A 21,485-nucleotide genomic window follows, 5' to 3' on the forward strand; every position below is an offset into this window, starting at 1 on the left:
AAGGTGAGTGTTGAAAGCGACAAAAGGAAGTTGATGCTTTTGGCCACTTCATTTGAGTTAGTCATTGCAACAAGACAGTTTGTAGATACAAAAAAACCGAGGTAAATGCCTCGGTTTTTTAGTTCATACTTTAAGAAAGTACGCTCAGTAGGCGTTTAGAACTTAAAGCGAGTAGTGAACATTACTTGATCACCGTAGAAGTCGTTGATACGCGCTTCAGCACCCAGAGAGAATAGCTCTGTAGAGTGGAAACGAGCGTAAACAGAACCGATCCAATCGTCATCGTTGTCGATAGAAACGTAACCCGCTTTACCACCAACTTCTAGTTGAGGACCAAGCCATTGGCGCACGCCTAAGTTAAGTTCCATACCAACGTCAGTGCTGCTTGAGTTTGACGGTTGTACAACGCGCATTAGCATTGCACCCGTTAGGTCAGCCCAGTTGTTTAGTGGTGAGTGGAAACCAAAACCCGCTGCTGAATCGAAATCACCATCAAACTCAGAGTCGATGCGCGCGATTACGTGTGCATTTGGGTGGATTGATTTGCTGAAACCAGCACCGAACGTTACTGGGCTAGCACCAATGCGAGCTTCCATGTAGTCGTAGCTAAAGTTGCTCATTGTTGCTGGAGCGTTGTAGTCGTTCGCAGCTAGAGCTTGGCTTGATGCCAACAAAAGGGCAGCGGCTAATAGTGTTTTACGCATAACTAACGATAAACCTTGTCTTATAGTTCCATGGATCCAAGTAACCACTTGAACCGTAATCTGATTTGTTCGACATCATAATAAAAACGAAGGTCTACGACCAACAAAAATGTGTCGATGTTTTGTCAAATGACTCATTGTGCCGTTTTATCAGCAAAAAACGCGCCATGTTGATGACGAATATGGCTTGTTTTTCTATCCCAGCTCTCATTCACCAAAGCTTGCACGTCGTTGTGCCATCGCGTTGAGGATTGCCTCTGCGTCTAGGATGGATGTCCACGATAATAAGTTGTCATCATTTTCTATCATAAAAGCAGTCAGTTGCGAAACAATAGCGTCTCTGAGCTCTTCACCTTTCCAAGGCTTGGCGATATAGTAATCGAGGCTCGCATGATTGATTGCTTCAACGGTGTCTTCTAAGCCAGCTTGACCCGTTAAGAGCAGCTTGCGAGATGATTTAGTGTCACCATTTTGACTGAGTTCGATTAAAAAGCTGATGCCAGTTTGTTCCGGCATGATGTGGTCACACAGAATCAAGGCAAGCTGAATACCGTCTTCCGCCATTTCTTCAATCACCTGTTTTGCTTCCGTGACAGATTCCGCACCCTCAACAATGAAATTTTCTTCGAATGGCATCAAATCCTGAAGGACACTATCTAAGACTTCTCTTTCATCATCCACACATAAAATCAGATATTTAGTCATACTTCATCTCCTTCTTGAGTGATAGGTAACCAGACGGTCATGCAAGTGAAATGGTTGAGCTCAGATTCCACCTCTATCCAGCCTTTATGGCTTGCCATAATCTGTTGGCAGATAGACAGTCCGATACCTAAACCGAAATTACCTTCTTTCTTGGTTGTAAAGTTGAGTTCAAAAATGGCTTTTTGTTGCGATTCGGGGATGCCACATCCGTTGTCTGTAAATGAAATTACGGCATACTTTTGTTGGTTTTTTTCTACCAAGCGAGATTGAATAGTGAGTTCGCCTTTATCAGGAAAGGCATCAATGGCGTTGGAAATCAGATTTGTCCAAACTTGTTGTAAAGCAATGGGTTGGCAGAGTGTATTAGGAAGTTCTGCGTAGTTTGTTGTGACCTTATGCATCTTGAGTTTGTTCTCAAAGATCACCAACGTATCTTCTATGCCTTCATGTAAGTTGGCAAAGTGTAAACCTTCGTCGTCTGAGCGTGCGTAGCCTTTTAAGCTTTTTACCATATCAGCGATGCGAGCTGCGCAAACATTGATTGAGCGAAGTGATGCGCCGACTTGATGATATTGTTCTAACGTGCCAAGTGAATCCAATGAGTCGGCGTTTTGACGGTTAAGTTGTGCAACCAAAGTTTGGTCGCCCTCAAGCCCTAGATTAACGACTTTCTTTGCTAATGTTCTGTCGGGAAGGCTGGAACTCAATTGTTTTACTCGCTCTCTGAGTTCTGCGGTCGAAGCCGGTTTGGCGCTTTGAGCTCTTGTCAGTAAACCAATGCCTTTTTCTTGAACCTCGTAACTAGGTAGCTGAGTGAGTAGGTTTTCAAGTGTCAGAGTTAGGTTTTCTACCCCTCGCAAGATAGCTGCAATGGGGTTGTTTAATTCGTGTGCGACACCCGCAACAAGTTGACCCAGCATCGCCATTTTTTCGCGTTCGATGAGTTGCTGGTGGGCGGACTCCAATGATTCCAATGTTTTTTGCAGTTGCAGCTTAGTGTTGATGCTGCGTTGCAATCGTCGGTTGAAATGACGTAGCAACAAGTTGGTAAACAGAGGTAGTAAGTTAGAATCACCTTGCATCACCTTACGGAAGACATTTCTGTCAAGCTTGATGACTTCCGTTTTTGTTAGGGTGAGTGCAGTTGAAAACGAACTCTCTCCGGTGACAAATGACATGCCGCCGACAATGTTCCCTTTTGAATGGCGCACCACTTCACGTTGCATGCCAAGTTCATCACGTTTGTAGAGCGCTACCTCACCACTGGTAATAAACCACAAGAAACTGTTTGGCTCGCCTTCAATCGTAAGTAGGTGTTCAGGAGAGTAGGTACGGCAAGCCTTGGTATCGTCATTTTGTTCAAAGAAGTGTTGCAACGCCGTGATGACTTGTTCTGCGAGTTCCCCATCAGAGAGGGCGTGGTAGTCGTTCAAGAACCCTGCTTGATAGTTGCTCATCTGATTTTCGATGTGAGCGCGCAGCAATTTATGCTGGTCGAGGATTTGGCTGTAGTTGAGCAAGTCTTCTCTATCATGACGGAGAATGAACTGGGTCAGTTCTTTTTGCGCCGTATTGAACAGGACCTTATCTGGAAGAGGCTTGGTTAAGCAGTGATCGAGGCGTCCTTCATTGACGGCGGTTAAAATGGCCTCAATATCGGACGAGCAGCTAATAAGGATTTTGCGAGCTTGCTCAGTGTGTGGCTTGCGGTCGAGACCGATGAGGAAGTCAACGCCATTAAAATGTGCATGATGGCTCGCAATAACCAGCGCAACCTTTTGTTCTCTTTCTTCGAGGTATTCGAGAGCGCTCTGCGCTTCTTCTATCGATTCTACAGAGAGAATATCAAACTTGCTCGAAAAGGCAGACAACTCCAATCGAAACTGTTCGGCACTGATTGGATTATTGTCGAGGCACAATACGGCGTAACGGTTCACAGTGGTTTGAGCTCCGGTTAAAACTTGGCACCAACAACATATCAATTAAATATAGAAATGGTTGAGAGCTGAGTATTGTTCTCGATTAATGAACTAAAATAACCATCAATAGTCTGATATATCTCAATGTTTTATCCGCTTTGGGTTTGGGTTAGACTGAGCACAAATACTCAATAAGTGACGTTATGGAAAATCTTAAAAAAATCGGTGCCATTGGTGGCGCTATTTCTCTTGCGCTGTGTTGGCCGTTAGCAGTTGGTCAGATTGGTCAAACTATCATTGAAGATGGCATCGCCAATATGAACGATGAAATGGTCAAAGGTGAAATTGTGGAATATGACCGCGGTTACCTGTCTTCGGTCGTTCTGACGCGTTACACCGTTGTCGACCCAGAAATCAAAGCGCAGCTTGAGCGTGATGGTCTTCCGACAGCTTTTGATGTGACCAGCGACGTAACACATGGTTTAACGAGCTTAAGTGCAGATTCTAAACTCGTTGACGCGGACTTCCTACCGTTGACGATGCACAGTAAAACTCAGCTCAACGGAAACACGGATTTCACGCTTAACCTAGCAAGTTGGAATTACCAAAACGACGCTCAAGGTATGCACCTTTCATCTAGTCCTGCGCAAGTTAAAGGTAATGTGACTGTGCTGGGTGATTTAAACTACCAAGTGTCGATTCCTTCGGTACAAATCGACTTTGAAAATGGTGAAGAGATTCATCTAACAGAGCTGAAAGGTGAAGGCAAAGGTAAGCAAGCAAAAGGATACTGGCTAGGGGAGCAATCTTTCTCTCTACAAAAACTGGATATTGTTGATGCGCAACTTGCCCCGATGTTCCTAATCGAGAACGCAAGCTACAGTGGCAATACATCCCTGAATGAATCTGGCGACAAACTGAACACCCAGTTGGTATTAGACGCTAAGCAAATGCGTTTAACGGATGGTACAGACGTTGATAACTTCAAGCTTGATTTCGCTATCGGTGATATTGACAGCCAGTCGTTCGATCAAATTATGTCGATTTACCAAAGTTCACCAATGCTAGATGAGCAAGAGATTCAAAAGCTGTTGCCGCATATTGATACTTTGTTTAGCAAAGGCTTTAACCTATCAGTCAACGAGCTATCTCTCGCATTTGGAGACGGCAAATTCCGTAATGAATGGCAATTATCCGTGCCGGAAGGTACCGACCACATCACGCAAGACCCGATGAAGCTAATGACAGCGACAAAAGGCTCGCTGAATACTTACTTCTCTGATGAGTTGGTGGATCTGTACCCATTCATTCAAGAAGGCGTTGACGAGTTGATGGTGATGGAACTTATTGAGAAAAAAGACAAGGGCTATGAACTAAAAGCACAAATTTCTGATGGGAAGTTGAAGTTCGAAAATGGACAAGAATTTCCTTTAATCGCACTGCTTATGCCTGCATTGATGCAATAGAGAAGTTTACAAAGTAAGTTTTTAGCTTTTCCAGTTTAAAAAGAGGTCGTAAGACCTCTTTTCTTGTTTTTATCCCTGCAAAAACGTGATATTAATTTCGTAATCTTTACTTAGCAGGAGCAATGAGCATCATGGAACAAAATACGGACAACGTATTTAACTTCAGTGCAGGACCTGCAGGTCTGCCAAAAGCAGTCATGCAGCAAGCACAAAAGGAGCTAATCAACTGGCAAGGTCTTGGGACTTCAGTGATGGAAATCAGTCACCGAAGCAAAGAGTTCATTAAGGTTGCAGAAGAAGCAGAGCAAGACCTTCGTGATCTTTTAAATATCCCAGACAACTACAAAGTATTGTTTTGCCAAGGTGGTGCTCGTGCTCAATTTGCCGCTGTTCCACTAAACCTATTAGGTAGCGCGGAAACTGCGACTTACATTGATGGTGGTTACTGGGCAGAAAGCGCAGTAGCAGAAGCGAAAAAGTACTGTGAACCTGACGTGTTCAACGCAAAAACGGTGATTGACGGTAAAGCGGCAGTTCTACCTGCAACAGAATGGAAAATTTCGCCAGATGCGGCTTACGTCCATTTTTGCCCGAACGAGACCATTGATGGTATTGAAATCAACGATCTGCCAGTAACGGATAAACCAATTGTTGCAGATATGTCTTCGACCATTCTTTCTCGTGAAATTGATGTTTCTCAATACGGTGTCATTTATGCTGGTGCACAAAAGAACATTGGTCCATCAGGCATTGCAATTGCGATTGTTCGTGACGATCTTCTTGGTTTGGCGAAAGAAGTGCTACCGAGTATTCTTGACTACAAAGTGTTGGCAGAAAAAGAGTCGATGTTCAACACGCCTCCTACATTCGCTTGGTACTTATCAGGTCTAGTGTTTAAGTGGTTAAAAGAGCAGGGTGGCGTAAAAGCGATCGAGCAAGTAAACCGTGAAAAAGCAGCACTGCTATACGATTACATCGATCAGTCTGATTTCTACCGTAACGGAGTGCACTCTGCGAACCGTTCTCTGATGAACGTACCGTTCCAACTAGCAAAACCAGAACTTGATGGCACATTCCTAGAGTTGGCAGATGCAAAAGGACTGAAGGCACTAAAAGGTCACCGTGCCGTTGGTGGTATGCGTGCATCAATTTACAACGCGATGCCGCTTGAAGGTGTGCAAGCTCTCGTGGACTTTATGCGTGAGTTCGAGCAAGAGTACGCTTAATCACTAACTGTGATATAATCTTTGAAAGCGTCGCAATTGCGGCGCTTTTTGCTTTCTATGGTAGGGTGAACCACCAATGGAAGCACCCGCACATTTCCTGTCGGCGCTTTTGAATAAGCACCAGTCGTTCGCTACTTTTGTAATACCATCAATTTTCGAGAATTCTAGTGAGAAACCTGAGCCTGTTGTTGTTATTTCTGTTTTCCTCCTTGGTCTCCGCTCAAGAGATCCAAGTTTGGAGTGGCATTGAATATTCTACCGTCGCAGAAATTAACGAGCGCTTCGAAGCCGAAACAGGCAACACACTCGCGATCAGAGAGTTCGATGTAAACAATATCCGTTCAGAACTACTACTCGCCAAGCAAACTGGTATTACCGTGCCTGATGTTATTTGGGTTCCTTCTGATTTCTTGGGACTACATGACTACTTTGATCTCGCCCAAATTCCGCCAAGCTGGTTAGAAGAGAGAAGCATAGAGCCAAAAGCTCTGGAACTCGTCACCGTGGACGACGCCATTTATGGGGTACCGCTTGGTTTAGGTAATCACTTGGTTTTGTATGTGAATACGAAGCTGACCAACGAAGTACAGCCAACTTGGGAAAAGCTTATTGAAGATGCCAAACAGGGCAAAAGCACGCTCGCAATGCAGTATCCGAACATGTACTTCTTGATGTCGTTTGTGCCTATGTTTTCCGATCATAGAACGCAACCTATCACCGATATTGATGTTGGTGCACTGGCGGCGGCTCTTAAGTTTTATGGTCGTTTACCTAAAGAAGGTGTGGTGATTGATGATTACAACCAAGATCAAGCGCGAGCGTTGTTCATTGAAGGGAAAGCGCCGTATCTCATTGATGGTGATTGGGCGCTAGGTGAGCTGAAGCAACACTTCTCAACAGAACTCAGAATCAGCAGTTTACCGACGTACAATAATCACCACATGCACTCACTGAGTGGCGGAAAGGTGTTGGCATTTAATGCTGAAGCAATGCGCAATCCGGCGAAGCAAAAAGCAATGCGTACTCTGGCGATGATCGTACAAAAGCCGGAGTTTATTGAAGACGTCATCATCAACCAGAACTTGATCTCTACCAATCGCTCAATCAACCGCAAATGGTATGACGAAGAGAACACCTACTATAGCGATTTGTACAAAGAGCTGACCCCCGCTTATGCCATGCCAAGTACCGTAGAAATGGCGGTGACTTGGGAAGCGTTGATTCGCGGATATAAGCGCTATAAAGCAGGCATGCCTGCACACGGCGCCGCTCAGTTTGTGGTGGACTTCATCAATAAACATTCAAATCACATTCACAAGAGTAGGAAAGCATCCTTATGATAAGTTTGCGTAGCATCTTAACTTTGATTGTGGTGGTAGGGTCGTTACTGCCTGCTTATTGGGTGGGCACCAGTATGATCGATAAGCACCAAACCGATTTGTTGGTGCAAAAAGAACTTAAACTGGAAAATACCAATCAAGGTATCCAAGAAACGATAGGTGAAGACCTGACCTTTGTGGCGAACTTAACTCGCTGGTATTCCAAGGATCGCTTACTCGTTCAAGGCATGGATAACGTCCTGTATTCATCCATTATCTGGCAAATGATAGAGACATTTGAAGAGTTGGCGGTCAATGTCAGTACGACTTACATTATCGATAAAAACTGGCAACCAATGTACGAAAGCAATGGCTCAGTATATCACCTAGAAAACAGTAAGCTGCTGACCAAAATTCGAGCCGCTGAAGACATTTATAAGCAAGGTAAGATGTATCACAGTACTTACTTTGATGAGGGGCTGGTATTAAATGGGGGGCAAAGTGGTATCGCCTTTGTCAGCCCGTTACTGCCGTACACGCTGCTGCCAGGTTCAGAGTATGAGCCGCAAGGTTATTTGGTTGTTTTAGTGTCATATCAGGATTTAATCCGAATTTCGCAACCATTCTTATATGCTCAAGAAAGCGTTAACTTCCACTATGGTGCGGTGAGTAATACCAAGGGGGATACCACGCATCATTTGAGTAAAATTACCGTCCAGAACAACAGTTTTGTGAAGCCATTAGAAGTGACTATGATTCACACTGTGTCAGACGCAGCACGAAACCAAGAACTGACACAATCGAAGCAACAGCTATTAAATATCATCATTGCGACCTTGGTTGTGACTCTATGCATTGCGATTGTGGCAAGCCGATGGCTTACAGAACCTATTCGTCAGATGGAAGTGGTCGTGCGTCGATTTAAAACGAATAAACGACCAGATTTATCGCCTAAGCGTTTTCAATTTAAAGAGTTTAGACAGTTGATGAGCCTATTGGATTCGCTTTGGGCGCAATTGACCAGTCAGATGGATGAGTTGGAAGTACGAAACAAAGCGCTGCGCAACGCCAACCAACAAGTTCAAGATACTAACGCGCAACTTGCGAACTTCAACCAAAAGCTAGAGCATCGAGTTGAAGAGCAAACGGCGGAGTTGCGGGCAAACTTAACACGCGAAGAAGCGCACCAAGCAAAACTCATGACGCTGATTAACTTTACCACTAGCCATGCAGGGGTAGGGTTCCATGCGATTCCGGAAGTGATTAATTCGGGGCTCTCCCGCTTGTTTCCTGACTCAGACATGCGCTTTAGTTTTGAAAAACCGCGCAGCGAAAATGCGAAAACCATGCGATCTTCTACGGGAGCTGAAATTGGTTACTTCTGTTATGGCAATTATGTCATGACAGGAGAAGATCGCATTTTATTGGAGCTATTTAAGAAGCAGTTATACTCGTGGCTGGAGTTAGAAGATTTCGCACGTCGAGACAAACTCTCAAAGTGCTTTAATCGTAAGGCGTTTGACGAAGACTATGAGTTTGCTTGCCAATCAGTCATTCAAGGACATTGGCAATCTATGGCTATTATTGTGATTGATATAAACGGCTTAAAAAACCTCAATGACAATTATGGGCACGACCGTGGTGATGTTTTGATTGCTAAGTCAACGCAACTCATCAAGTCGGTTCTCAACGGAAAATCCTTGTTGTACAGAATTGGTGGTGATGAATTTGCCGTCATTGCAAAAGACTTGAGTATTGACGCTCTAAACGAGTTGATTACACGTCTTGAGGTATCTCAACAGAATAAGTGGGTTGAGCTATCTGAGCATAACCGCTACCCAGTTCAGTTTTCTGTTGGAGGGGCTTCAAGTGAATCTGTGTCGATTGAAAATCTGTTTTCGATCGCGGATGAAGCTATGTATGAGAAAAAACGCGCCTTCTATCAGAAGTAATAACGAGTAATCGCAGACAGAAAAGCCCTTGTTCTTGCCGAATTAAGGGCTTTTTCGTATCCGGTTTTAAACGTTAGGTTAGTTAAGGTGCAGAGTCAGAGGTTTCGCGATAGCAATGGATTCAATCGGCGAGTCATCATCGAGAGGATAGGAGATACTAGAGCTGACAATGCCTGCATTATATAGGCAATAGACGATATCAAGTTTGATATTATTTTGTTTAAGTTCGATGCCCGTCAATACTGAATCACAGTCAGCTATTTCAGATAAATTTACCGCTTTTTGTAGTGAGATTTTTAATAGACGATCTTCCGCTTCATAGCTGAATGCTCTTACTGCAAAGTCATCAATATCAATGATGGATTGGTTTTCTTCATTAGTGTCTAGAAATATTGGATTAACTTTATCCCGATATTGAATTGAGAGTGTCCCGTGCAAATCAAATGGATAGCGAATCTTTTTCATGCGTTTCACCTGCTAATAAATTAAAGCACTTGGGTATAGATCTTAACGACTTAGATGTTGAGCAGGATAGCATTTGAGAATTGATGAGCATCTCGATTGCTAAGTAATATAGCGGCAATCATTTGAATGCCGCTATAGAGCTGTGAACCGTTATCAGAAGTCAAAGATAGCGATTGAAGGCACAGTGAATCTAAACTAACAATCGACAGCAAAGCGTAAAAGCCGGTATTTGTTTAACAAATGCAATTAGGGTGTTCTGTACAACTGTCACATTGGCGATGAGTACAAACACCACAACACGTCAATAAATAGAGAAATTCTGGCTGAATAAACAGCTCACTGGTTTCAATATACATGATTGCGCGAGTATAGCGTTTAGCGCCAACTTTGATTGCACCTACCGGGCTTTCTCCTTCGTAAGCCGCAACACTAAAGCCCATTTTAAACATCACATCGACCGAGCTCTTTAAAGTGACACTTGCGTAATAATGATGAATATGCGCGTTTTGAGCCAAGAAAGTGAACTCTGTATGCAGCTGTTTACGAAATACGCGTTCATTTTTGGAGTGCTGACTGATGGCGTAGTAAGAATATACTCCTTTCTCTCTCAATGGCTTGGTTAATCTAAGGTCAATCGTGTCGATAGGTAAGCGTTGCTTTTTAGTTCTATCTAGCTCATTTTCCAATGTGGGCACAGTAAAAAACATACCAATGTTATGACCGACTAGCTCACCTTTGGAAAGGTATTTATAAGCAATTGCTCGATTGTCTTTCTGATATTCAACCAAATCAATAGTCGCAAGACTATGTTTAATATTTAAAGACTTAAGCTGATTATGAAAGTTGTTCAGACTATTAATGAATTCTTGCTCATTATTTTGGCTCAGTTCTTCCTCTTCAATATGATCATACACAACAGGGTAAGCATTTTTGTAGTCAATCCCTGAGATGATAGACATTGCGTCTTGGTATCTTTGTTTCAAAGACAATTCAAACTGTTCAACCTCGTCTTTTAAAGGCGTATCTAACCCTAAATTACAAAGGTATGGCAGCAGGTTGTTTTCAAATGCACGAAGCACTCTGACTCGTCGGCTTAGACTCGGTTGAGTGATTCCTCTTTCCCATCGGCTAAAAGTAACACAGTCTATATTTGCTAAATCACCACCTAATAGATTTAGTCTTATTGATGCTTGCTCCTGAGTTAACCCTAATGTGGTTCTTATTGATTTTAGATAACTCCCGAACACTTTACTTCCCCCATAGGTTTAAAACATGTCCATAGCTAATTGTTATTTTTCGTTTAAGTTATGTGCATGACATTTCTCTGCCAAATGTGTCAATTTTGAGAAATGGTATTCCGGTACGGTACAATCATTTAAAATTGATGAGACATATAGGAAGTTGGAAATGCATTAATATTTATGTCGTGCTGCTCATAAATATCATGCAAATCGTATTATGTTTGTCGTTTAATTGAGAAGGCATTGTGCGTATTCTATAGGCATGAGATGCCTAGTTGAAAATGAAGGATATTATTTTGCATTCATATAACCATATGAATAATAATGATTTTATTGTTTTATTTATCAATGTCCAAACAAAAATAATTGAATTTTAATTCGAGCTAATATTTTTTGCCATTATCTTAAAAATGAGAAATGTTCATCAAAGAGAATATATTTCATAAGAAAATAATAGGTATTAATGGAATGGTGTTCTTTAGGTGAATTTCAGCCTCTTATACGTAGGAATATACGAACTAAAGCCGTTAATAACGTTGCATAGTCATTTTATATTTATCTTTGAGCAGCCATGTTGGTTTGATGTTGGTGGAGCAGGTAGATCATCGCTGGCTGAGCTAACAGCACGGCAGTATCCAATTTCAATAAACACTTTCGATATGCTTTTCGACCGATTTTGACAGAGCCGGTCCGAGCTGGGCTGTCATACGCGACTTTTTTGGCACCAAGGTCCACTAGATAATCACTGAATTTGTTATCGAAGGCATAGTAGTAAATCTCAGTAATATTGGATTTGCTCGCGATGTAATCCACAAACGTTGGGTGCAGTTTCATGAAGACTTGTTCACTCATGGCATAACGACTCAAACAACACATGGCGAATTGATACTGCTCCGAATAAGACCGCACGAGCTCAAATGGCAGTGTTTGGTTAGGATTGGTAAAGTGTTCGTCGAGGTCCTTTGTTTTAAATAAGAAGGAAATTGAATGTCCTTTTACCTTGTTGGACTCACTATCTCTATACACCTTGGCTATCAATTTGTTTTCTTCATCTAATGCTAAGAAATCAAGGTCCAGCATTCCTGGGTAGTGAGCATCGGCATTTAGGAAGAAGTTATGCAACCGTGGGAGGTGAGTGTCGATGTCATGAGCAAAGAGTGCCTCTTCGATAATAGGCGCTTCTTCTTGGGGTTTTAATTCTTCATATCCAGAAGAAAGTAATAGTGCTTTTTGTGAGTAGTAACGTTCATAAATGATATCGTCCAAAAACGTTTCGTTCTCCGGCGAAGGCAAAGAGAGCAAAAAAGGTCTGAGATCTAAGGTAAGCTCACGTAGCACTTTAATTGCTTTGACGGTCTTAGGAGCCGTTGCATTCCTTTCCCAGCGACTAATAGTGACTGAATCCACAGATGAAAACTCTGGATTTGCCAAGTTTAATTTTGTCGCAAGCTCCCTTTGCGTTAATCCAAGTTGATATCTCAATTGCTTTAGATAATCACCGAACATTAACTACCTCACCAAGTTTGTTCTGTTTGGGGTATTGATTGTTGGGTCATTATAGGGAGAGACAGACAAAGCTCAAGCATCAGCGCTTTCTAATGAAGGCGCTGGTTTTTCAGTCAGCCTTAAAATTTATTTGTGACGCGAAATCGGCGCGTGAAGTAATAGATCTTCTGAATCGTTTTCTCTTATATTCTCGTTATACTGATTTGCTCAATTAGCCAGTTAATAAAAAGCTCAAGCTTTCGAGAATGTTTTTCGTTAGCCGTAACGACATAATATTTCTGTTTGCATTGCAGAGTTTGGTTTCTAAAAGGGGTGATCAGTTCGCCGGATTTAAGTCGTTTTTCCACCAGCGATAATCGACCGATAGCAACCCCCGCATTGTGCATAGCAGCACTGACGGCTAAATCGGATCGGTCGAATGAAATGCTTGGAATAGCGTCAATGTCTGTTATGCCATTTTGCTTTGCCCACAGTGTCCATTCATCGTGATGGGAGTTGTAATCCCATGCTTGGTTGTCGTGAAGTAGGGTGGCGTTTACCAAATTCGCTGGCTTTTCAAATAGGTTAAATTGTTCTGCATATGTTTGAGTGCAGACCGGGATTATCTCTTCGCTCATCAATTCTTTCGACCACAACTTTTCTGGCATTTGCTCATCGAAATAGATCGCGGCATCGATGCCATAACCTTGGAAATTGACGTTCTCATTGCCAGTAAGAATATTCAGCTCGATGGAAGGGTGCTTTTGCTTAAATAGGTACAACCTAGGCACAAGCCAACATTGTGCAAAAGAAGGGCGGGAGTAAATCGTCAGCTCTCCGGAGACTTCGCCATTTCTGACTTCCATGACCTCTTGGTTTAACTCGTTGAGCGTTCTGTTCAAGGCGAGATAAATACGTTCCCCTTCTTCAGTGAGCGTGATTTTTCGGTGAGAGCGGGTAAACAAGGCAATGCCAAGTTCTTCTTCTAGCTTGTTGATACGGTGAGAGATTGCGCTGGGCGTCATGGAGAGTTCTTCTGCTGCAAGAGAAAATGAACAGTGTCGTGCTGCCACTTCAAAAGTATGAAGCTTGGAAAGTTGAAAACTATTGATGCGTTGGTTCTTGGCGAAAATATTATCTCTGGTGTACATGTGCGTTATTGAGTCGAACTTGATAGAACACATAATAACGGCGTTGTTATAGTTGGATTCACCTATTGGTCGAAAAATTCACTAAACGTCGTATAAATCACGCTTTTGTTTAAGTTTACTTCATCTAAAGGTGAGTTTTGATCGTTTGTCAGGGCTATGGATTCCTCGTTTAATTGCAGTCAATTAAAACAACAACATAGGTCTGAACATGGAATCCAACCTTTGGGTCATTACTACCCTCATAACGAGTATCTTAATGATCGTTTTTGCGATCGTTAAGTTTAAACTCCATCCTTTTTTAGCGCTGTTACTCGCCAGTTTTTACGTTGGTGGGATGATGGGCATGCAACCTTTAGAGATGGTCAGTGCTATCGAAAGTGGCATTGGCGGCACTCTTGGTTTTCTTGCTGTCGTGATTGGTTTAGGCACCATACTTGGCAAGATGATGGAAGTGTCTGGGGCGGCTGAGCGAATTGGGCTTACCCTACAAAAGATTCGCTGGCTATCACCTGAAGTCATTATGGTGTTAATCGGCCTTGTTTGCGGAATTACTCTATTCGTGGAAGTTGGCGTGGTGCTGTTAATTCCACTGGCTTTTTCGATTGCGAAAAAAACCAATACCTCACTTTTAAATCTCGCCATTCCGCTTTGTACCGCCTTGATGGCAGTGCACTGTATTGTTCCTCCACACCCAGCCGCATTGTTTGTGACCAATGAGCTTGGTGCTGATATCGGTTCTGTGATTTTCTATGGCTTACTCATAGGTTTGGTTGCGTCTTTAGTTGGCGGTCCGCTGTTCTTGAAGATGATGGGTGCTCGTCTACCTTTCAAAACCGTACCTGAAGAGTTCACCTCATTAGAAGTGAAAGATGAATCACAATTACCATCTTTGGGGGCGACGCTATTCACCGTGATGTTACCTATTGCGCTGATGCTGTTAAAAACGGCGGCAGAACTCAATATGGAACATGGCAGTGCGCTGTACACCACTTTGGAGTTTATCGGTAACCCAATTACAGCAATGTTTATCGCCGCTTTTGTTGCTTATTACATGTTAGGTATTAAGCAGAACATGGGCATGAGTGTACTGCTTGAGAAAACGGAAGGTGCATTTTCTTCGATTGCCAACATCTTGCTGATTATTGGCGCTGGTGGTGCATTCAACGGCGTATTAAAGGGCAGTGGTTTGGCGGATGTATTGGCACAGTTACTTTCTAATCTCGATATGCATCCGATCCTTCTTGCATGGCTTGTCGCGATTATTCTGCATGCGGCAGTGGGCTCTGCCACCGTTGCCATGATGGGCGCGACGGCAATTGTGGCTCCATTACTCCCACTTTATCCGAACGTAAGTCCAGAAATCATTACTCTGGCTATAGGCTCTGGCGCAATTGGTTGTACGATAGTGACCGATTCGCTCTTTTGGTTGGTGAAGCAATATTGCGGAGCCACGATGACAGAAATCTTCAAGTACTACACGACAGCGACATTCATTGCCTCTTTTGTTGCATTAGCAGGCACATTCCTTCTGTCGTACATGATCTAATAAAGGTAAACAATAATGACTACGCATAACGTAAACGCACTAGTAGCAGAATTCCCTTTGGTTGAGCGACTCATTGGGTTAGAAGAGGTGGTTTGGTTCAACCCAAATATCACCACACTTGAAGAAGGTCTGCCGTACGTTGGTTTAGGTGCAGCCAACATCAAAGACGCGAGTGAACGACTAAAACGCTTTGCTCCATACTTAATGAAAGCCTTCCCAGAAACGGTGGCTTCTAACGGAATTATTGAATCGAATGTTGTTGAAATCGACAAGATGAAGTCATGCTTGGAAGCGCAATACGGCACTCAAATTCTTGGACGTTTGATGCTTAAAAAAGACAGTCATTTGCCTATTTCAGGATCAATAAAGGCGCGTGGTGGCATCTATGAAGTGCTAACACATGCAGAGAAGTTGGCGATTGAAGCTGGGCTTCTAAGTAAAAGTGATGATTACAGCAAATTGTTCAGTGAAGAGTTTCGTCAGTTCTTTCAGCAGTACAGCATTGCCGTAGGTTCGACAGGGAATCTCGGTATGTCTATCGGCATCATGAGTGCAAAACTCGGCTTCTCGGTATCGGTTCATATGTCAGCGGATGCACGAGAGTGGAAGAAAAACAAGCTGCGTTCTCATGGCGTAAACGTGGTGGAGTACGAGCAAGATTACGGTGTTGCTGTAAAGCAGGGACGCAAAGAAGCGGAGAAAGATCCAACTTGCTTCTTTATTGATGATGAGAACTCTCAGACCTTGTTCTTAGGTTATTCCGTTGCAGGCGAACGCTTGAAGCAACAGTTTGATGATATGGGTATCATCGTTGACGCGGAGCACCCTCTGTTCGTTTACCTACCTTGTGGGGTGGGCGGTGGCCCTGGTGGTGTGGCGTTTGGCTTGAAGATGGCATTTGGTGACCACGTTCATTGTATCTTCGCGGAGCCGACACACTCTCCGTGTATGCTGCTTGGGGTGCATACTGGCTTACATGATGACATCGCGGTGCAAGATCTTGGTATCGACAACATTACTGCCGCTGATGGTCTAGCGGTAGGGCGTGCGTCTGGTTTTGTGGGACGAGCAATGGAAAGACTGCTTGATGGTTACTACACCATGACGGATGAGCGCATGTACCATCATCTGGGTGAGCTAAGTGAACAAGAAGACATTCGTTTAGAGCCTTCTGCGTTGGCGGGCATGATGGGGGCAGTTCACGTTTCACAAGACCAAGTTTACCAAGCTCGAATGCAATTTAGTGAAGATAAGATGAAGAACGCCATTCACCTAGTTTGGGCGACGGGTGGTGGCATGGTGCCAGAGGCTGAAATGTCGGCGTACCTTGCGAAATCTGGTCGATAATCGAGTTTGCTCTTGCTTTGGGAACTGCGAGAGTAATACCAATCGTAGCAAATAGCTGGTCATTCTAGCTGGTTATAACGCTTGATAACTTTGTTTACTTTTCGTTTCAAAGTAAGTTAATTGTAGAGTAACTACTTATCGAAAATTTTAGCCTTGTTCTCAAGCGTTTTTCCTGCGTTAACTCTGAACACTTGCTTACTGTGATTGGTATAAAAAAGGGCTCATCAATGGATAAGCCCTTTGTTTATGTTAATTCCAGACTACAGAGATTGTAATAGCTGGTGGTAACGACCTTTCTCAGCTAGTAGCGCTTGGTGGCTACCTTGTTCGATGATCTCGCCTTGCTCCATCAGACAGATTTTGTCCATACTCTCTAGCTCAATCAAACGGTGGGTGATAAATACCACGGTTTTGTTCGCAAAGTGCTCTTTGAACAGTGCCATTACCGTTTGCTCTGTGCGTTTGTCTAGACCTTCAGTTGGTTCATCAAGAAGCAGGATTGGGGCATCACGCAATAGAGCGCGCGCAATACCAATTCGACGCTTTTCACCACCAGACAGTTGACGTCCGCCATCACCTAACCAAGCGTTCAATCCTGGCTCTTCTAAGAGATTCGCCAAGTCCACTTTGGTCAGAATATCAGCTAGCTGCTCGTCCGTGGCTTCAGGGGCTGCAAGCAGCAGGTTGTCACGCAATGTGCCATTAAGAACATCAACACGTTGGCTTACTACTGTGATTGCCGCGCGCAGATCAGATTCACTCCAATCTTGCAGAGGTGCGCCACCGATGCTCACTTGCCCCTGGTTTACATCCCAGTAGCGACAAAGCAATTGAATAAGTGTTGATTTACCTGAACCAGTTTGACCAACAATCGCCGTTTTCGAGCCCAGTGGCAGTGATAGCGTTAGATCTTTCAGTACTTTTTGCTGACCATCAGGGTAGGTGAAATCTACCTTACTGAACTCAATATCTAACGGCTTATCTTCGCGTTTAGAACGTTCAGGGAAGATAACGTCTGGTTCAGCTAGCGTGATTTCGTTTAATCGACGTGCTGAAGTCAGTGTTTGACCTAGGTATTGGAAAGCACCGGCGATTGGCATCAGAATTTCAAAGCTCGCCATGGTGGCAAATGCGAACAGCGCAATCCAAGGATCTGGCGCACGACCACCAACGCCATCCGCAGCAAACCACAGCATCGCAACGAGCGTTAAACCATTCGCTAGCATCAGCAGGCCAGACGCCATGCCCGTTAGGTTCGCGTTGACAAACTGGTTGGATAGCAGTTGTTTTTGCTTCTCAAGAATCACATTGCGGTAGCGCTCTTCTGCGCCGAATAAGCTTAGTTCGCTGTAACCTTGCAACCAGTCTAATGTTGCCACGCGTAGCTGTGCTTTATTTTGTGTCAGATGTTCGCCGTTATGCTTACCCAGTTTGTAGAACAGTACCGGCCACACTAACAGCATTACCGTTAGAATACCGCCAAGCAATAGGGCAAGATGCCAGTCAAAGAAAGCAAGCACTGCGGTTAGCGACAAGATGCCGAATACGCCAACAATCACAGGGCTGATAAGACGCAAATAAACATGATCCATTGCATCTACATCCGCCACTAGACGGTTTAGCAAGTCTGCATCACGCAAAGTCGAAACACGACCGGGGATCAACGGCGCAAGCTTCTTGAAGAAGAAGATACGTAGATCCGTTAGTAGCTTGAAGGTTGCATTGTGGCTAACCACTCGTTCACCCCAACGACCAGCCGTACGTGCCATTGCCGCACCACGAACACCTGCGCCAGGCAACATGTAGTTAAAGGTCTCGCGAGCTATGGTCAATCCTGCCACAGCAGCGGCCGAAATAAACCAGCCTGATAAGGTTAGCAGACCAATGGAAGCGGCCAGTGTTAGGAAAGCCAGTAGCATACCCAGCGACAAACCAAACCAGTGCTTTTTATACAGTTTTAGATAAGGGAGTAAATCACGCATCTAAGTTCCCCTTGTCTGATTCACGTTGAGCTAGGTTGGCAGCCAACATTTCTTTAAATAAACCATCTTGAGACGCCAGAGTTTCGTAATCACCACGTTGGACAATTTGACCTTCTTGCATCACCAAAATCTGAGACACATTTTGCAGTGGTGCCAATTGGTGAGTGATCATCAAGTTAGTGGTGGATTCGGTGTATTTACCGATGCCTTCCATCACAAGTTTCTCGCTCCGAGCATCCAAGCTGGCGGTTGGCTCATCGAGTAACCAAAAACGCCCGTTTTGTAGCATCGCACGCGCAAGTGCAAGACGCTGTGCCTGACCGACAGATAGACCACCGGAGCGGTCAGAAATTTGGTAATCCAAGCCATGCATTTCAACAAACTCTGCGGCGTGAGAGTCGTTGAGTACTGAATGGACTTGTTGGTCTTGAATATCTTGCTTGCCCAAGGTGATGTTGTCACGAATGCTGCCATGTAAAAGCATCGGGTTTTGCCCAATCCAACTGATGGCTTTTCGCCATGTAGACAAGTCCAGCTCAGATAATTCACAACCGTTAACTTTCAGACTGCCCTTGTATGGCATAAAGCCAAGGATGGTGTTCACTAAGCTGGTTTTACCTGCACCACTAGGGCCAACTAATGCCGTGCTTTGGTTGGCGTCTAAAGAGAAGGTTAGGGGACCGACGAGTTGTTTGCCTTCTGGACTGAAGATAACAAGGTCACTGGCTTCGATGTGAATCGCTGCGTTTTGCTCAACGACTTTATTGCCGTCTTTCACTTGGTCAATGTCTAGCTCTAAGAACTCAACGATGCTTTCTGCTGCACCGACTGCTTGCTGCTTCGCATGATAGAAAGTGCCTAGATCGCGCAGTGGTTGATAGAATTCAGGCGCAAGGATAAGAATAAACAAACCGGCGAAGAGGGTTACGCCAGCGCCGTAATAGCCGAAGTTCAGTTCACCGATGTAGCTGAAACCGAAGTATACCGCAGTAATCGCAATTGAAATCGAAGTGAAGAACTCAAGCACGGCAGAAGATAGAAAGGCAATCTTCAAGACATCCATCGTACGTGTACGGAAGACTTCTGATGCCCCTTTTAATGTCTCGGTTTCTGACTTAGTGCGATCGAACAAACGAATCGTTGTCATCGCTTGTAAGCGGTCGTAGAAATGCCCAGAAAGACGTTGTAGCGCTTTGAAGTTCTTGCGGTTTGCGTCAGCGGCTTTCATACCAACCAAGGCCATGAACATTGGGACCAATGGCGCAGTTACTAGGAAAATTAAACCCGCTGCCCAGTTAATAGGGAAGACCACCACCAGAATGATGAAAGGCACCAATACAGACAACGACATTTGTGGAAGGTAGCGAGAGAAGAAATCTTGCATATCTTCTACTTGCTCTAAAATCAGAGTTGCCCAACTGCCCGCTGGCTTGCCTTTGATGTAAGCAGGACCAAGTTGGTGGACTTTATCGAGAATCAGTTGACGAATATAAACGCGGATTTGTTCACCACAACGGTATCCCGCAATTTCGCGTCCCCAAGTACAGGCCGCGCGACCAACAACGGTGACACCTAATCCGACGAAGTGCCAAACAAGTTCACTTTTGTCGACATGCTCAATGATTAACTGGTGGAGAATGGAGGCGAGCAGGGCTGCTTGAGCCAATAAAAACACGCTTGATAGTACGCCTAGGCCTATCGCAACCATCAGCCAGCGCTTGGCTAACTTACTTTGTTGCTTAAGCCACTTATTCAAGCTGCTTTGCTTTTTCTTATCCATCGTGAAGGCTTAATGATAATTGTTTTAATGAGGCGGTAGTATACAAAAGAAAACCCAGCGGGAATACCGCTGGGCTTTAAGGATATGACACAAATGTGAAAAGTTATTTGTCAGTAAGTGCGTCTAGGAAACGTTCTGCATCCAGTGCAGCCATACAACCAGTACCTGCAGAGGTAATAGCTTGACGGTAGTTATGATCCATCACATCACCCGCTGCGAACACACCTTTAATGCTGGTTTGTGTTGCGTTTCCTTCAAGACCAGATTGAACGATGATATAACCATCTTTCATGTCTACCTGACCTTCAAAGATCTGTGTATTTGGTTGGTGACCGATTGCGATGAATGCGCCCATTACTTCGAGATCTTCGGTCGCACCGCTGTTCACATCTTTGATACGAACGCCAGTAACGCCCATGTCGTCACCTAGCACTTCATCTAGAGTGCGATCAGTATGAAGAATGATGTTACCGCTTTCTACTTTATCCATCAGACGCTTCACGAGGATCTTTTCAGCGCGGAATGAGTCGCGACGGTGGATCAGGTGAACTTCAGAGGCAATGTTTGATAGGTAAAGCGCTTCTTCTACCGCTGTGTTACCACCACCCACTACCGCTACTTTTTGATTACGGTAGAAGAAACCATCACAGGTTGCACATGCCGATACACCACGGCCTTTGAACGCTTCTTCAGATTCAAGACCTAGGTATTTTGCTGATGCGCCGGTAGAGATAATTAACGCATCACAAGTGTACTCACCAGAGTCACCTTTTAGACGGAATGGACGTTGAGACAATTCCACTTCGTTAATGTGATCGAACACGATTTCTGTTTCGAATCGTTCTGCGTGCTCTTTCATGCGTTCCATCAAACCAGGACCAGTAAGACCTTCTGCATCACCAGGCCAGTTTTCTACTTCTGTTGTGGTCGTTAGCTGACCACCTTGCTGCATTCCCGTCACAAGCACAGGGTTTAGATTGGCACGCGCTGCGTAGACTGCTGCGGTGTAACCTGCTGGACCAGAACCAAGAATTAATAGTTTACAGTGTTTTACGTCGCTCATTATGGCTCCATAGAGGGCTGAACATTTTCTCCGATTGTATGGAAATTCTTAGTGCTTTAAAAGCATAAACGAAAGGAGCCAACCGAATTATTGGTTATAGGTTAGAACTTGCTGATGTTTATCATCGAGTGTGC

General features: G+C 44.1%; 16 protein-coding genes. 6 read left to right on the plus strand and 10 right to left on the minus strand.

Translation table 11 applies throughout. The features are described 5' to 3' along the window. Window positions 1-155 precede the first annotated feature (155 nt). The 3 genes from MHO32_RS11130 to MHO32_RS11140 all read right to left on the minus strand — a co-directional run bounded on the left by MHO32_RS11130 (window position 156) and on the right by MHO32_RS11140 (window position 3,346). Window positions 156-704 (minus strand): hypothetical protein, encoded by a 549-nt coding sequence (locus MHO32_RS11130; protein WP_005442235.1) that lies wholly within the window; start codon window positions 702-704, stop codon window positions 156-158. 207 nt (window positions 705-911) lie between these two features. Further along, window positions 912-1,409, minus strand: coding sequence for a response regulator (locus tag MHO32_RS11135; RefSeq protein ID WP_050908059.1), 498 nt, complete (start codon window positions 1,407-1,409; stop codon window positions 912-914). Beyond that, window positions 1,406-3,346 (minus strand): ATP-binding protein, encoded by a 1,941-nt coding sequence (locus MHO32_RS11140; RefSeq protein WP_009698121.1) that lies wholly within the window; start codon window positions 3,344-3,346, stop codon window positions 1,406-1,408. Before MHO32_RS11140 ends, MHO32_RS11135 begins: the two co-directional genes overlap by 4 nt. A 185-nt stretch (window positions 3,347-3,531) precedes the next feature. Here MHO32_RS11140 and MHO32_RS11145 point away from each other — a divergent pair, with 185 nt between their 5' ends. The 4 genes from MHO32_RS11145 to MHO32_RS11160 all read left to right on the plus strand — a co-directional run bounded on the left by MHO32_RS11145 (window position 3,532) and on the right by MHO32_RS11160 (window position 9,291). After that, window positions 3,532-4,794: a DUF945 family protein gene (locus MHO32_RS11145; protein WP_009698120.1), complete on the plus strand. Its 1,263-nt coding sequence runs from the start codon at window positions 3,532-3,534 to the stop codon at window positions 4,792-4,794. Window positions 4,795-4,925: 131 nt separating this feature from the next. Then, on the plus strand, window positions 4,926-6,020 hold the full coding sequence (serC, locus tag MHO32_RS11150; protein ID WP_009698119.1) for a 3-phosphoserine/phosphohydroxythreonine transaminase: 1,095 nt from the start codon (window positions 4,926-4,928) through the stop codon (window positions 6,018-6,020). Between the two features lie 167 nt (window positions 6,021-6,187). Further along, on the plus strand, window positions 6,188-7,360 hold the full coding sequence (locus MHO32_RS11155; protein ID WP_239211853.1) for a sugar ABC transporter substrate-binding protein: 1,173 nt from the start codon (window positions 6,188-6,190) through the stop codon (window positions 7,358-7,360). Continuing rightward, complete coding sequence (locus MHO32_RS11160) at window positions 7,357-9,291, plus strand: diguanylate cyclase domain-containing protein (protein ID WP_029789428.1); 1,935 nt, start codon at window positions 7,357-7,359, stop codon at window positions 9,289-9,291. Before MHO32_RS11155 ends, MHO32_RS11160 begins: the two co-directional genes overlap by 4 nt. Window positions 9,292-9,369: 78 nt before the next feature. Here MHO32_RS11160 and MHO32_RS11165 read toward each other — a convergent pair whose 3' ends face one another. The 4 genes from MHO32_RS11165 to dsdC all read right to left on the minus strand — a co-directional run bounded on the left by MHO32_RS11165 (window position 9,370) and on the right by dsdC (window position 13,633). Further along, entirely contained in the window at window positions 9,370-9,756 is a 387-nt protein-coding gene (locus MHO32_RS11165; protein WP_005444511.1) for a hypothetical protein, read from the minus strand. Window positions 9,757-9,989: 233 nt separating this feature from the next. Then, entirely contained in the window at window positions 9,990-11,003 is a 1,014-nt protein-coding gene (locus MHO32_RS11170; protein ID WP_017188162.1) for a helix-turn-helix domain-containing protein, read from the minus strand. 549 nt (window positions 11,004-11,552) lie between these two features. Then, window positions 11,553-12,503, minus strand: a complete 951-nt coding sequence (locus tag MHO32_RS11175) for a helix-turn-helix domain-containing protein (RefSeq protein ID WP_009698116.1) — start codon at window positions 12,501-12,503, stop codon at window positions 11,553-11,555. A gap of 182 nt (window positions 12,504-12,685) precedes the next feature. Continuing rightward, complete coding sequence (gene dsdC / locus MHO32_RS11180) at window positions 12,686-13,633, minus strand: DNA-binding transcriptional regulator DsdC (RefSeq protein ID WP_038898864.1); 948 nt, start codon at window positions 13,631-13,633, stop codon at window positions 12,686-12,688. 208 nt (window positions 13,634-13,841) lie between these two features. Here dsdC and dsdX point away from each other — a divergent pair, with 208 nt between their 5' ends. Both dsdX and MHO32_RS11190 read left to right on the plus strand, forming a co-directional pair. Further along, window positions 13,842-15,179 carry a D-serine transporter DsdX gene (gene dsdX, locus MHO32_RS11185; protein ID WP_026138392.1) on the plus strand — a complete coding sequence of 446 codons (1,338 nt, stop codon included), beginning with the start codon at window positions 13,842-13,844 and terminating at the stop codon, window positions 15,177-15,179. A gap of 15 nt (window positions 15,180-15,194) precedes the next feature. Beyond that, window positions 15,195-16,526, plus strand: coding sequence for a D-serine ammonia-lyase (locus tag MHO32_RS11190; protein ID WP_239211856.1), 1,332 nt, complete (start codon window positions 15,195-15,197; stop codon window positions 16,524-16,526). Between the two features lie 260 nt (window positions 16,527-16,786). On the opposite strand, the gene cydC is transcribed toward MHO32_RS11190, so the two are convergent. The 3 genes from cydC to trxB all read right to left on the minus strand — a co-directional run bounded on the left by cydC (window position 16,787) and on the right by trxB (window position 21,351). Beyond that, a complete protein-coding gene (gene cydC, locus MHO32_RS11195) occupies window positions 16,787-18,508 on the minus strand; it encodes a heme ABC transporter ATP-binding protein/permease CydC (protein ID WP_038898863.1) in 1,722 nt (573 codons plus the stop codon). After that, a complete protein-coding gene (gene cydD, locus MHO32_RS11200; protein ID WP_239211868.1) occupies window positions 18,501-20,288 on the minus strand; it encodes a heme ABC transporter permease/ATP-binding protein CydD in 1,788 nt (595 codons plus the stop codon). The genes cydC and cydD overlap by 8 nt, the downstream gene beginning before the upstream one ends. A gap of 103 nt (window positions 20,289-20,391) precedes the next feature. Next, a complete protein-coding gene (gene trxB / locus MHO32_RS11205) occupies window positions 20,392-21,351 on the minus strand; it encodes a thioredoxin-disulfide reductase (RefSeq protein WP_005444498.1) in 960 nt (319 codons plus the stop codon). Window positions 21,352-21,485 lie beyond the last annotated feature (134 nt).

This window comes from Vibrio sp. MMH1-50 (assembly GCF_022347645.1).
Classification (GTDB): domain Bacteria; phylum Pseudomonadota; class Gammaproteobacteria; order Enterobacterales; family Vibrionaceae; genus Vibrio; species Vibrio harveyi.

What these genes read in the sequence shown, in the direction of transcription:
- MHO32_RS11130 (WP_005442235.1), bottom strand. Translation starts at nt 704, where the DNA reads ATGCGTAAAACACTATTAGCCGCTGCCCTTTTGTTGGCATCAAGCCAA.
- MHO32_RS11135 (WP_050908059.1), bottom strand. Translation starts at nt 1,409, where the DNA reads ATGACTAAATATCTGATTTTATGTGTGGATGATGAAAGAGAAGTCTTA.
- MHO32_RS11145 (WP_009698120.1), top strand. Translation starts at nt 3,532, where the DNA reads ATGGAAAATCTTAAAAAAATCGGTGCCATTGGTGGCGCTATTTCTCTT.
- serC (WP_009698119.1), top strand. Translation starts at nt 4,926, where the DNA reads ATGGAACAAAATACGGACAACGTATTTAACTTCAGTGCAGGACCTGCA.
- MHO32_RS11160 (WP_029789428.1), top strand. Translation starts at nt 7,357, where the DNA reads ATGATAAGTTTGCGTAGCATCTTAACTTTGATTGTGGTGGTAGGGTCG.
- MHO32_RS11165 (WP_005444511.1), bottom strand. Translation starts at nt 9,756, where the DNA reads ATGAAAAAGATTCGCTATCCATTTGATTTGCACGGGACACTCTCAATT.
- MHO32_RS11175 (WP_009698116.1), bottom strand. Translation starts at nt 12,503, where the DNA reads ATGTTCGGTGATTATCTAAAGCAATTGAGATATCAACTTGGATTAACG.
- dsdC (WP_038898864.1), bottom strand. Translation starts at nt 13,633, where the DNA reads ATGTACACCAGAGATAATATTTTCGCCAAGAACCAACGCATCAATAGT.
- dsdX (WP_026138392.1), top strand. Translation starts at nt 13,842, where the DNA reads ATGGAATCCAACCTTTGGGTCATTACTACCCTCATAACGAGTATCTTA.
- MHO32_RS11190 (WP_239211856.1), top strand. Translation starts at nt 15,195, where the DNA reads ATGACTACGCATAACGTAAACGCACTAGTAGCAGAATTCCCTTTGGTT.
- cydC (WP_038898863.1), bottom strand. Translation starts at nt 18,508, where the DNA reads ATGCGTGATTTACTCCCTTATCTAAAACTGTATAAAAAGCACTGGTTT.
- cydD (WP_239211868.1), bottom strand. Translation starts at nt 20,288, where the DNA reads ATGGATAAGAAAAAGCAAAGCAGCTTGAATAAGTGGCTTAAGCAACAA.
- trxB (WP_005444498.1), bottom strand. Translation starts at nt 21,351, where the DNA reads ATGAGCGACGTAAAACACTGTAAACTATTAATTCTTGGTTCTGGTCCA.